Source organism: Aquirufa aurantiipilula (assembly GCF_019923745.1).
Classification (GTDB): Bacteria; Bacteroidota; Bacteroidia; order Cytophagales; family Spirosomataceae; genus Aquirufa; species Aquirufa aurantiipilula.
In genome coordinates this window covers 24,348-39,435 of the sequence record NZ_JAANOG010000012.1, presented here as the reverse complement: position 1 = coordinate 39,435, position 15,088 = coordinate 24,348, and the positions used below count along the sequence as shown (strand labels likewise).

The following is a 15,088-nucleotide window of genomic DNA, read 5'->3' as shown; positions in this document are numbered from 1 at the left end:
CCGAAAATCAACAGTTTTAGAACACATAATACAAGGAATCAGTTTATAAATTTAAATGAACAGACTAGAAATACTAGAACCATTCTAACACAGGGAATTATTTATAAAATTTGAATATCTAATTACAAAAAAAATATGAAAATATATTCAATTAAAAGCAAAATATGTTCTCGTTTTAAAAGTAAAATTTAAACTACAAAAAAAAACGAGCAATAAACATCGCTCGCTTTTTTATAACCTAACTAATAAAACCACTTGTATACTAATTATTCTTCAATCGATTTATGTACAAATAGGATTGAATCATGGGCCGAACATTTCCAAAATCAATGATATAATAATAAATACCATCCACTATTTTACCATCCATCGTTAATAGGGCGTCTGCATTATTGGACACGCCATCCCAATCATTTTTATAATTATCCGTTTCATATACCAAATTCCCCCAGCGATTAAAAATGCTTATGTGGTGGTTGGGTAAATTCATGATACCTGGTATAACAAATGTATCATTCGTACCATCACCATTGGGTGAAAAACCATTTGTTAGGTAAGTATCGCAAATATCACTATCCAATTGATTAGGTATTCCATCATGATCACAATCAGTTATTCCTCCAAAATTGATATCATTTTCTAAATAGTCCAATAAGCCATCTCCATCATCATCTGAATCCAAATAATTAAATATTCCATCCTTATCGGTGTCCAGAGGATTACTTGGATCAGGTCCTACTTCTTCCCTGTCATTGACTCCATTATTATCTGAATCCATATCTTGAAAATCAGGAATCCCATCTTTATCGGAGTCCAATGGTTTAAGGGGATTTTTTCCAACTTCCATTTTATCAGGTATTCCATCTCCATCAGAATCTACATCTCTAAAATCTGGAATTCCATCTTGATCTGAATCCATTGGCAGATTGAAATTAGGTCCTAATTCCATAAAATCTAGTATGGTATCATTGTCTGAATCTAGATCCTGGTAATCAGGTTTAACGTCTTTATCTGTATCTGTAGCCTTTCCTAAACTAAAAGGTTGAACCTCGATTTTATCTGAAATTTTATCATTATCTGAATCTAAGTCTATGTAGTCAGCTAAGCCATCTTGGTCAAAATCAATGGGTATACCTTGTGGTCCACGTTCGAGTGAATCTACATATCCATCATTATCAGAATCTAAATCCAAATAATTGAGAATTCCATCTCCATCGGTATCAATTGGGCGACTAGGATCTAAGCCAGCTTCGATGGCATCCGAAATTTGGTCTCCATCGGAATCTTCATCTCGGAAATCCATTTTACCATCAGAATCTGAATCTATAGGTTCACTTGGCTTAGATCCTACTTCTATTTTATCTGGAATACCGTCATTGTCTGAATCCAAATCCAAGTAATCAAATGATCCATCGGCATCAGTATCAACTGGATTAATAGGGTCGCCTGCATATTCAATACTGTCCTTAATAAAATCATTATCTGCGTCTATTTCTTCATAATCAAAGAATCCGTCTGCATCGGTATCTAATGGATTAGTAGTAACCTTGCCCGCTTCTAGATTATCCCAGCGTCCATCATTATCAGAATCTACATCCAAATAATTGGCTATTCCATCGGCATCGGTATCAACAGGATTACTCGGATTTTTCCCTGCTTCCAATTTATCAGGAATACCATCCTGGTCAGAATCCAAATCTCTAAAGTCTGGAATCGTATCTAAATCACTATCCATTGGCTTTCCAGAATTTGCACCTTTTTCTACAGCATCTACAATACCATCATTATCTGAGTCCATATCCAAATAATCTGGGCTTCCATCTTGATCGGAATCCACAGGAGATACGGGATTGTTTCCCACTTCATTTACATCCAAAATACCATCACCATCCGCATCCACATCGATGTAATCAGGAACTCCATCCAGGTCAAAGTCTACAGGATGGTTTGAATCTTTTCCAACTTCAATAATATCCAATAAACCATCATTGTCTGAATCAGCATCTTCAAAATCTGCTAAACCATCCCGATCTGAATCTCGAGGATGATATACATCACTTCCAACTTCCATTTGGTCTAAAATACCATCATTATCTGAATCCAAATCTCTAAAATTGGCCAATTCATCTCCATCAAAATCAGCCCCTAATTCCACTCGATCGGGAATTGTATCGTTATCCGAATCTGCATCCAAATAATCGGCTTGTCCATCTTTATCTGTATCAATAACCGGCATGTATTGTCCTCGATCATCCCAGCCATCTCCATTTTCATCTTGTAAGGACTGACATGTTGCACATTTGGTTTTCCCTTCCCATGCATCTGGAATGCCATCATTATCCGAATCATCGTCTAAGAAATTGAACTTCCCATCTAAGTCATTATCGCCATCTCGCTCATCGCTATCACCTAACCAATCCCCATCTGAATCCAAATCTCGGTAATTGGGAATGCCATCACCATCGGGATCGGAAGTAAGCTCAATCCGATCTAACAATGAATCTCCATCTGAATCCTCATCCCAATAATCAGGAATACCATCCTTGTCAGTATCTGGTAGATTAGCAGGTTTACCTCCAATACCTATTTCCAACATATCCCCGATTCCATTTCCATTGCTATCTTGGAATACTCCTCCAATATCGACTTTCCCGTCATAATTCTGATCTATGGTTCCTCGATTGATATCCACAGCCTCCCACACATCTAGAATACCATCATTATCCGAATCTGCATCCAAAAAATTGAGTTTTCCATCTTGGTCCTTATCACCATGTCCTTCTTTCCCATCCAAAATTCCATCATTATCGGAATCTAAGTCTTGGTAATTGGCTATTCCATCTCCATCATTATCTTGATTACTTTCTACTTGATCTGGTATGCCATCATTGTCTGAATCGCTATCTAAATAATTGGGAATACCATCGCTGTCAGTATCATTGCCTAATTCCATTCTATCCGAAATTCCATCCAAATCTGAATCAGCATCCAAATAATCAGGTATACCATCTCCATCGCTGTCAATGTCTTGCAAAGCTAGAAGGTTTCCGCCCCGCTCATAGGTATCGTTTAAATTATCATTATCTCGATCCCCTGGTAAAATAGTCATAGGGGCACTCACTGAAATATTTCCAGATTGTTTTCTGAAAGTATAGATTCCTGCTCCTTCATCTCCTACAAACTTGAGTCCCAAATTGCTTAAATTAGCCACTCCGTTGACAAAATCCGTGGAACGATTCAATACATTCCCACCCAAAGTCAAGGATGAGGCTCCATTCAAACCCGAACTAGTGATGGATACAGCATTGCTAGTAATCGCTGCATTGTAGCTGGTCACAACATTATCAAATGCATCTAAAGCGGTGAGTTCATTGGTACTGACAAAGGAAATACCGCTGATTTGGGGGCTAGTTAAGTTGAGTCGAAATTTATTTACTACTCCAGGATTAATGGTAATTTGGAGTTTTTCAGTAGGCGTATTAGTCGATATTTGAGAACCATCTGCCAACCACATAGTGGCCGATACAATAAGGGTTTCTGGGAAATAAAATTGAGCATTTAGGTTACTACTTTGATTTCCACCAGGGGAAAATAATACATCGATTTTTTCTCCTATGCTTTTATTACCAATTTTTGGGATTTGACCTGTCAAAGCTGCTTGCGGACTAGCTTGAAAAACCGCTTCCCTCGTCACATTTTCAGCTGTTCCATTCAAGGAATAAGCTGCAAGATTTCCATCTACATCAAAAAAATTAAGAGAGATAGCTATTATTGATCCTGCATTTCTAGTAATCGAATTACTACTTCCAACTTTAAGTTGCAAGGTCTGTCCCTTACCCCCATAAAATACAATCGGAATAGAATATGAATCTAATTGATTATTTTCAAAAAAAGCATGAAGGTTCCCTCCTGACGAAACTTTTCCCGAATAAATAAAACCTAATGCTTGTAAATCAGCCACCCCTTGCTGAAAATCGCTTGCTCTATTTAAAATGCTTCTTTGTTCGGATGGAATATAAAATGTTCCAGGCAAATTGCTTAATCTTAATCCTACCGGATTACTAACGGGATCGAAATCCTTGATGACATTATAATACTGGTCAACAATGGTCAGCTTATACTTTCCTTCTAATGGTATCCGATTATATTGCCTATATCTACCTTGAATATTAATTTGACGCTTAGTTCCATATCTAACATCTACCGTCAATTGGTCAGAACCTTGACAGGTTAAGGTATTATCAAGATCTTCTAACCTAATTGTTGCCACTTCATTTTTAAACAATTGCATATCTACTTGGGCAATACCATGATTAAAGGTAATGGCACTAGTATCTAGTCCTATTGATTTATTATTTATTTTAGGAACAATGGAATACCTAAAAACGGAACCTCCAGGTGATTGTAAGTTGGTTGAATCAATAAAATCAACAGGATTGGCTCCATAAAATTTTAGTGGTAACGTTTGATTAAATGTTTCATCCAAATGCCCTTGATTATCTAAAGCAGAAATGGTGATGGTTTGTGTTTCTCCTGCTACTTGTGTAAGATTCCCCGTGATTTTCAGTCGGGTAGCACCACCCACCAGTCTTGATTGTTTTTTTTGATTCGATTCAGAATAAGCATAATCCTTTTCCCTCCATTCTTTAGCCAAGGAAAAAGTTGAAAATGAAATTGATTTGCCTTGGACCTTTGAGGGCCAAAACATACAACTCATAAGAAAAAAATAAATAAGTAGACGATACGTCTGTCGACTAGAAAAGAAAAAGCGAACGCTTTCCCTCTCGGATAATTTTTTAGAACACATGTTTTATATACGCCAACCTAGCACCTTGGGGTGTTTGATTTGGCTATTAGTGGTTAAAATGAGCAATTATTCATTGCCCTGCAAATATCAAAATATTGATGGGAAAAATACTTATGAAATGGCAAGAAATTTGTTCTCTTTTTACTAGCATTTTGAAGGTTCAAATTTCACCAATAAAAAAGTCGAAACTTAAAAAGTCCCGACTTTCTGCAATCCGTGTTCTAATGTTTTAGAGGTTTCCCTCTCATTGAAATGATGTATAGGGCATCAAATCAATCTCTTTATTTATCCAATCTATTCACATAAATGAATGATTGAATATTTGGTTTCGCTCCTTTGAAGTCGATGACGTAGAAATATACACCATCTGTAATTGTACCTTCTCCTTGAACGACACCTATGCCTTTTGGTATCTCGCCACCCCAATCATTTTTATAATTGTCGGTTTCGTAAACAATATTACCCCAACGGTTAAAGATGCTTAAATGGTGGCTTGGCATGCTCATGATTCCTGGAATCACAAACTTATCGTTGATACCATCTCCATTTGGCGAGAATCCTTGCGTCACAAATGGTTCGCAAATATCCTTATCCTTACTATTTGGAATACCATCCTTATCGCAATCTGGTAATGCGCCATAGTTCAAGTCATCCTCTAACTTATCTGGGATGCTATCACCATCATCATCTGGATCTTTGTAATCTGGTACGCCGTCACCATCCGTATCAATTGGACGCAATGGATCTGGACCAACCTCCTCTTTATCCGAGATGCCGTTATTATCGGAATCCGTATCGCGGTAATCTGCTAATCCATCTAAATCAGTATCCGAAGGTTTGTTCGGATCAGAACCTGCTTCCATCTTATCCGGAATACCGTCGGCATCTGAATCTAAATCACGGAAATCATACAATCCGTCTTTGTCGGTATCTACTGGTCTACTAGGATCTGAACCTACTTCCACGATATCTGGAATGGTATCCGAATCTGTATCTAGATCCAAGTAATCTGGTAAGCCATCCTTATCTGTATCTACTGGCACTTTTGGACTATCACCGGCTTCAATTTTATCTGAGATGGTATCATTATCTGAATCCACATCGGTGTAGTTGGCTTTTCCATCTTTATCAGAATCTACTGGAATCATTGGATCTTTACCTGCCTCAACACTATCAGGTATACCATCATTATCCGCATCTAATTCACGGTAATCTGGTACATTATCTCCATCAGAATCCTGAGGTTTCGATGGATTAGCACCTGCCTCAATGAAATCTGGGATACCGTCATTGTCGGAATCTGTATCGCGGTAATCATATTTCGGAGTACCATCCACTAAAAGGTCACTATCTGTATTCCATGGATTATTGACATCAGCACCAACTTCAATACTGTCTAGCATACCATCATTATCCGAATCAATGTCACGGTAATCTGGGAATAAGTCGCCATCAGAATCCAATGGTACTAATGGAATATTTCCTGCTTCTACGCTATCTGGAATTGTATCATTATCAGAATCCGTATCCAACATATCCGCTAAACCATCTTTATCTGTATCCACAGGTATATCGTTGATGATACCTACTTCCACTCCGTCTGGCATGGTGTCATTATCAGAGTCAACATCACGGAAGTCAGCTAAACCATCCTTGTCTGTATCTCTTGGCATGTTAGGGTTAGGACCAACCTCCATTTTATCCAATACCGTATCATTATCTGAATCTGTATCTTGGAAGTCATATTTACCATCCTTATCAGAATCCAATGGTTTCCAAACGTCGCCACCTACTTCCACTTTATCTGGAATGGTATCATTGTCAGCATCCAATTCCAACATATCAGGAATACCATCACCATCTGTATCCACTGGTTTAGATAAATCTTTACCTGCTTCAACGGCATCAGGAATACCATCACCATCAGAATCTGTATCCTCGAAGTTTTTCAAACCATCGCCGTCTGTATCCCAAGGTTTAGCACAATCTCCTACTTCTACGATATCCAAAATACCATCTCCGTCTGAATCTGTATCACGGAAGTTGGCTAATTTGTCTAGATCCCAATCAGCTCCACCCTCAACACCATCACGGATGCAGTCATTATCTGAATCTAGGTCTAAGAAGTCTGGAGATCCGTCTTTGTCAGAATCCATCACAGCTTTGTATTCTCCACGATCATCCCATCCATTGTCATTTCCATCGTTGGAATTATCGCAATCTCTACACTTATCTTTTCCTTCCCAAGCATCCGGAATACCATCACCGTCGGAATCATCATCCAAGTAATTTGGTATACGATCTCCATCGTTATCGGTATCGCGCTCATCGCTATCTCCTAACCAATCTCCGTCTGAATCTTTATCTCGGTAGTTTGGTCTTCCGTCTTTATCAGGGTCATTGGTTAATTCGATTTTATCCGCAATACCATCACCATCCGAATCTAAGTCGATATAATCTGGCAATCCGTCTTTATCTGTATCTGGAACTGGAGCAGGGTTACCTTCTAAGAAGTCAGCCAAACCGTTTCCATTAACATCTGGAGCAGCACCATTTTTATCCACACGTCCATCGTAGTTATCATCAATAGTACCACGTTTGTTATCTGTTCCTTCCCAAGCATCCAAAATTCCGTCATTATCAGAATCCACATCTAGGAAGTTCATGATTCCATCTCCATCGGTATCAACTGATCTTTCTTGAGTATCTAAAATACCATCGTTATCTGAATCTAAATCCAAGTAGTTGGCATCTCCATCCCCATCGCTATCCACGTTCTTCTCGATCATATCTAGAATTCCATCATTATCCGAATCTGGATCAAGGAAGTTAGGAATTCCGTCTGAATCAAAGTCTTGGCATGTACCTGTTCCTAGGTATCCTCCGTTACATTCCATTTCATTAGAAATACCGTCGCTATCACAATCTCCCGCAAAATACTTGGCATAACCAATACTTCCTTTTGGAGGAATATAACCTGCTACACCACCTGAACAAGCGTTGGATGGTTCAATATCCGTTCCATTTGGAGAACCGTCACCATCGCAATCCATCGCTTTCCAAGCTGACGATGTTTTCGACATCACGAATGAGCTCATCAAATAAGAACAACCATCATTCATGTCTGTCTTATCCGTTATTTCTTGCTCATCCGATACGCTATCGCCATCAGAATCAGCAGATACTACTACGATTTCAGGAGTTTGAACAGTAGTTCCTTCTGTTGGTGTAATGGTAAATTTACTTGATCCCGAAGTTCCTTGTTTGTACGTAATTCCAAGTACAGAGAAGTCTGCCACCCCATTCACAAAGTCGGTAGGTTTTGACAACACGTAAGTACTTTGTGTTGTACTCGTCGTTCCAGACACATTGGTCACTACAATTTTCACCGGATTAGTTGCCGCATTAAATGAAGTTACCGTATTACCGTAATCATCAATGGCAGTCATCGAACCTGTAATTGGCTTACCTGCTTCTTGTTGTGGATCTAATTCCACTTCCAAAGTTGAGAAGGTAGAAGGCAATACCGTTACTGGTAATTTATCTTCTGGCTTAGTAACAATCGATCCTGTCGGAGTTTTTGCTTCTAAGTTGGCCACTTCAGCTGTGAATAACACCAATTGTAAAGTAGCCACCCCGTTGACAAATTTCACAGTGAAACTTGCACCGAATGGAGTCATACCATTCAATGTTTGGTTAGCACTAGCATTTGCGTTTCCAGTATTAACAGAACCTAAACTTGCACCACCAGTTGCGTTACTTAAAATATTCACGGTAGAGCTTGTCGTTTTCTTACTAGTCTCTACTCTTGCTTGAGTCTTGCCATCACTTGGAATAGACGAAGTGGAGATCTGGGTAGCTCCTACTTGAGGATTGAATAAATTATTTGGTGACTGCGAAGCTCCCAAGAACTGCATCAATTGATCCCCTGTGAAATCCGTCACAACGTTGTCAAATAAATCCACGGCCTTCACAGTTACCGTAATAGTAGAACCTGCTTCAACAGTCGTTTGACTGGATGTGATAATAAATTTCGCAGGAGCACCAGCCGTTACATTAAAGGCATTGCTTTCACCTGTTTTACCAGTTACATTGCTTGAAGTCAATCCACTACCTGTTGCTAATAATACAACCCCCGTTTCACTCTTCGTATATGACCATCCACTGATATCCACAGAGCTTGAACCGGCCAACAAGGTAGCTGAAACAGTTCCTGAGATTGTTCCTGTACCAGTTTTAACCGTTAAAGTAATCACACCATTTGCTGTCGCTTTTACAGGATTGTTCGTTACATCTACCAAGGTAGCTGTCACTGTTTGAGTTAATCCTGCAGAATGATTCGCGATGGTACTTAACTTAATTTTAGCTGCTTCACCAGAACTTAAGGTGATACTAGGACTGGTTACTGTCGCACCCGTAGATGCTGTAAATGTGAATGTACCTGCACCGATTTCACCTGTGTAGGTTAAACCTAGGCTAGTTAAATTAGCTACTCCATTTACGAAATCAGTCGCAGCGTTCAATTTATTGGTACCTGACAATCCTGTGATAGTGCCCACCAAGTTGGTCGTTACTGTCACATTATTTGAGCTTGCATTGAAGTTGCTAATGATATTACCAAAGGCATCTTGTGCTGTAAGGGTATTGACTCCTACAAAGGCCACTCCGGCAATTTGAGGACTAGTCAAATTCAACTCAAACTTAGACATACTTGCTGCACTTACAGCCACAGTTAATCGGTCAGAACCACTCGCTGTGATGGTTCCTTCAGATGCAGCGATTGTTGCAGTTTCAGCTTTGTACAATCTCATCACTGCGGTAGCTACACCAGACGTGAAGTTTAAGTTGGTAGCTGTACCCAAATTGGTACCATCAATGGTTGGAGCCGTAACTGGACTAGCTGAGCTAGTTGCACCACTGAATGTTACTAATTTAGATCCTGTATATCCTAATGCCGTATTTCCGCTAGCATCTCTAGCTGTAATTGTAATGATTTGTTGTCCACCAGCAGTTTGTGTTCCAGAACCTGTAATGACCAATTTCGTAGCTGCTCCTGCATTGAACGTGATCGTTGCTGTGGTTTGACTGCTTGTTCCACTTAATACAGGGTTACCATTTAAGCTGGCCACAAATACGCCTGTACCAGGTGTGGTAGAGCTCACTGTTGCGGTATAAGTACCATTACCATTATCTGTTACTGCAGAAACTGTTCCTACTCCAGAAGATTTAGTAATTAATACAGTAGCACCACCAGTAGTAATGGTATTTCCATTTAAGTCTTTGGCCGTTACAGTCAATGTTTGTGTACTACCATCTGCTAATAAACTAGCCGTACTAGGAGTTAAGGTAGAAGCCGTCGCATTGGCTGCACCCACTGTAAAACTAATGCTTGCTTGAGTTTGAGTAGCCGCACCGCTCAATACTGGATTTGCATTGATTGTGGCTACGAATACTCCTGTACCAGCTACTAATGAGCTTACAGTAGCTGTGTAAGTTCCATTGGCATTATCTGTTACAGCAGAAACTGTTCCTACACCTGACAATTTGGAGATAATAACGGTGGCTCCACCTGTAGTAATGGCGTTACCTAAAGCATCTTTAGCCGTTACAGTTAATGTCTGTGGAGTAGCTCCAGCTACTAAACTAGCACTTATTGGAGTTAATGTAGACGTAGCTGCACTAGCTACATTGGCATTAATGACAATCGAACTGCTGCTTATGGCTGTTCCTGTAGCTGGAGTAAAGGTAAATGTTCCTGTACCTGTTACACCTGAATAAGTTAATCCTGTTAAGGTAGAAACACCAGCCACAAAATCCGCCGCACTTGTTAATTTATTAGTACCAGATAAACCTGTGATGGTACCAGCTAAGCTGCTTGTTACGGTAATATTATTGGTAGATGCATTAAACCCTGTGACAGTGTTTCCATAAGCATCTAATGCTGTTAAGGTATTAATTCCTGAGAAAGCGATTGCACTATTTTGAGGGGAAGCTAAGCTCACCGCCAATTTAGAGAATGTAGCAGCTGTCACAGGTAAACTTAAACGATCTGAACCTGCACTAGTGATGGTTCCATCAGTAGCTGCAAGTAAAGCTGTCTCTGCTTTATACAAGGTAACATTCAAGGTAGCTACACCATTCACAAATGTGACTGGAGTGGCTGTTCCGAAGGCAATGTTGGTGGCTACAGGTGAAGTAACCGGACTAGCTGATGAATTAGCACCCGAGAATATCAATGACTTAGTTCCTGTATAAATCGTCGAAGTATTGCCATTACTATCTTTAGCCGTAATGGTGATACTTTGAGCTACTCCCGCTGCTACAGTTGTTGCAGCTGAAGTAATGACCAATTTAGTCGCTTCACCACCATTGATTAGAATATTCCCACTGGTTACAGCAGTTCCCGAGGCTGGAGTAAAGGTAAATGTACCAGTACCTGGGTTTCCTGTGTAAATCATACCCAGGCTAGTTAAGTTAGCCACACCATTCACAAAGTCAGCGGCAGCATTTAATTTATTGGTACCCGATAAACCACTGATAGTTCCAGTCAAGCTAGCACTAACAGTAATGTTATTCGTAGCAGCATTAAATCCTGTTACGGTATTTCCATAAGTATCTTTAGCCGTTAATGTATTCGTGCCTTTGAAAGTTTCTGCATTGTTTTGAGGACTTGCTAAGCTGACAACTAACTTACTAAAGCTTCCTGGGACAACTGTCACACTTAAGCGATCTGTTCCTTCTGCAGAAATAGTTCCATCAGATACCGTCACGACAGCGGATTCAGCTTGATATAAAATCATACTTGCTGTTGCCACACCACTACTAAAGTTGATGGACGTTTCTGTTTCAAAATCTGTAGTAGCTACAGTAGCAGGAGTCACAGGACTGGTCGAAGGATTAGCTCCTGAGAAGGTCAATAATTTAGCCCCAGTGTAAGAGCTTACTGTGTTTCCACTAGCATCTTTCGCTGTGATGGTGATGGTTTGAGCCACACCTGCTACTTGATTGGCTGCTCCTGTGATTATGAATTTCGTAGCACTTCCGCTGGTGAAGCTTACGTTTGTACTGGTCACAGCGGTTCCCGTTGCAGGAGTGAATGTGAATGTTCCTGTGCCGGCAGTACCTGTAAACTTCAATCCTAAATTCGTCAAGTTAGCCACTCCATTAATGAAGTCTCCCGTATTGACAAGTTTATTCGTGCCGGATAATCCGGTGATCGTTCCCGTTAAACTTGAGGTCACTGTAATGTTATTGGCAGAAGCATCAAAACTAGTTACCGTATTACCGTAGGCATCTATGGCCGTCAAGGTATTGGTACCTGTAAAGGCGACATCGTTAGCTTGTGTACTAGCTAAAGCCACTTGCAACTTGTTAAAGACAGCAGTACTTACATTCACGGTCAAACGATCCGTACCCGTAGAAGTAATACTTCCGTCGGTTGCTGAAACAATCGCATTTTCTGCTTTAAACAAATTCATGCTTGCCGTAGCGATACCATTGGTAAATACGACACTAGTAGCTGTTCCAAAGGCGGTACCGGCAACTGTTGGACTAGTTACTGGAAGTGTGGAAGCTGAAGCTCCTGAGAAGGTTATGCTCTTCGTACCTGTATAGCTTGTAATGGTATTTCCACCAGAATCTTTGGCAGTCAAAGTAATGGTTTGAGCCGTACCAGCCACTTGGGTACTTGCTCCCGTGATAATCAATTTATTTAAAGCACCAGGATTAATGGTCACTGGTCCGCCTGTACTTGCTGTTCCTGTAGTTGGGGTAAATGTGAAGTTCACAGATCCAGCCAAACCGGAGTAAACAATACCTAGACTAGTTAAATTGGCTACACCATTCACAAAATCACTTGCAGCATTCAATTTATTGATACCTGACAATCCCGTGATACTACCTGTTAAGCTTGAACTTACTGTGATTACATTGGAACTAGCATTAAAGTTAGTCACCGTATTTCCGTAAGTATCTTTTGCTGTCAAAGTATTCGTACCCGTCCAAGCAACACCATTTGATTGCGAAGCAGCTAAACTTAAGGTTAATTGATTAAACGCTCCAGCATTTACTGTTACCGTTAATCTATCTGAACCCGCGGAAGCTGTAATTCCAGCAGTGCTTGCAGCAATATTAGCCGTTTCGGCTGCATAAACGATTAGACTAGAGCTTGCGACACCATTACTAAATGTAAGAATAGTATTTGTACCAAAATTGGTAGCCACTGCTGTTTTATTGCTTGCACTGGCAGTAAAGTTTCCATTAGGTGAAAGGCTTGCTCCTGAGAATACAAGTGTTTTATCGCCCGTGAAGGAAGTTACCGTATTTCCATTTGCATCTTTTGCCGTGATGGTAATGGACTGTGCTGCACCCGCTGTTTGAGTTGATGATGCACCAGTAATTACTAAACGTGTAGCTGCACCAGAACTGATACTTACGTTGGAACTAGTTACAGCTAAACCTGAAGCTGGGCTAAAGGTAAAGGTTCCTGTTCCTGCAGTTCCAGTAAATGTTAATCCTAAACTACTTAAGTTAGCTACACCATTAACAAAATCTCCAGCAGCCGATAATTTATTCGTACCCGACAAGCCGCTAATGCTACCTGTTAAGCTTGTCGTTACTGTCACATTATTGCTAGATGCATCAAAGCCTGTAACCGTATTGCCATATGCATCTAAAGCAGTTAAGGTATTGGTTCCCGTAAAGGCTGTTCCACTAGATTGGGACGCAGCCATGGTTAATCCTAGTTTACTGAATGCACCTACTCCCACTGTAACTGCCAAACGATCAGCGCCTGATGCAGTTAAGGTTCCATCACTAACTGCAATATTCACAGTTTCTGCCAAATACAAGGACAGATTAGTCGTTGCCACACCATTCGTAAATGTGATGGTTGCCGCTGAGCCTAAGCTAATTTGATTCGAATTTTTATCTGTCACCTTAGGTGCAGTTACCGGACTCAATGAACTAAGTGCACCTGAGAAGGTAAGTGCTTTATCACCAGCATATGATGTTATCGTATTTCCATTAGCATCTTTCGCTGTGATCGTAATCGTTTGTGTTGCTCCTGCTGTCTGAGTGCCTGTACCAGTAATTACAAGTCTATTAGCTGAACCAGGGTTTATGGTAATACTTCCACTAGTTACTGCGGTTCCTGTTGCTGGAGTGAACGTGAAAGTTCCTGAACCTACTGTTCCTGTGAACTTCAAGCCTAAGCTTGTCAAGTTCGCCACTCCATTCACAAAGTCACTTGCACTAGTTAATTTATTCGTGCCCGATAAGCCTGTAATACTTCCTGTTAAACTTGTCGTTACTGTCACATTATTACCAGATGCATCAAAGCCTGTTACCACGTTGCCATAAGCATCCAAGGCTGTTAAGCTATTCGTGCCACTGAACGCAATTCCATTGGTCTGTGGTCCTGCCAAGCTTAATGCTAATTTGCTGAAGGTTGCTGGGCTCACAGTTACACTCAAACGATCTGATCCACTCGTGGTTACTGAACCATCGGTTGCTACCACTGAGGCAGACTCAACTTTGTATAAGCTCATGCTCACAGTCGCTACTCCATTACTGAAGGTTACGCTAGTGGCTGTACCAAAGTTGGTTCCGGCTACCGTTGGGTTAGTAGCTGGACTAGAGGATGCATTTGCTCCGCTGAAGGTAATCGACTTAGCTCCGGTATATCCAGTAGCCGTATTGCCACTTGCATCTTTCGCTATAATCGTGATGTTCTGGCTTGAACCGGCTGTCTGTGTACCTGTTCCAGTTACAATGAACTTGGTAACAGCTCCAGCACTGATTGTTACATTAGCACTTGTTGCCGCTGTACCTGTCGCTGGAGTAAAGGTAAATGTTCCAACTCCAGCAGCTCCTGTATAGGTTAAATTACTGATGTTGGCTATACCATTTACAAAGTCACCAGCTCCTGTCAATTTATTTGTACCTGATAAGCCAGTAATAGTACCTACAAGGCTACTAGTAACTGTGATATTGTTCGCCGATGCATCAAAAGTCGTTACTGTATTTCCATAGGCATCTTTCGCAGTCAAGGTATTGGTACCACCGAAAGTAAATCCTGTTCCACTTTGTTGCGGACTACTAATAGTAACTACAAAAGTTGAGAAGCTTCCTGCAGAAACTGCTACAGTCAATCGATCTGAACCTGCGGCTGATATGCTACCATCCGTGGCAGCCAATACCGCTGATTCTACTTGGTACAAGTTCAAGCTAGCTGTCGCTACTCCATTGCTGAAGCTGATGCTCGTCGCTGTGCCTACATTC

2 protein-coding genes are annotated in these 15,088 nt (G+C 40.6%); both read right to left on the bottom strand.

The annotated features are described in order from the left end of the window. Positions 1-262 precede the first annotated feature (262 nt). Positions 263-4,708 (bottom strand): T9SS type B sorting domain-containing protein, encoded by a 4,446-nt coding sequence (locus G9H60_RS11820; protein WP_223144266.1) that lies wholly within the window; start codon positions 4,706-4,708, stop codon positions 263-265. 380 nt (positions 4,709-5,088) lie between these two features. Continuing rightward, the gene (locus tag G9H60_RS11815) at positions 5,089-15,027 is read right to left on the bottom strand and encodes an invasin domain 3-containing protein (protein WP_223144265.1); all 9,939 of its coding nucleotides are present in this window, start codon (positions 15,025-15,027) and stop codon (positions 5,089-5,091) included. Positions 15,028-15,088 lie beyond the last annotated feature (61 nt).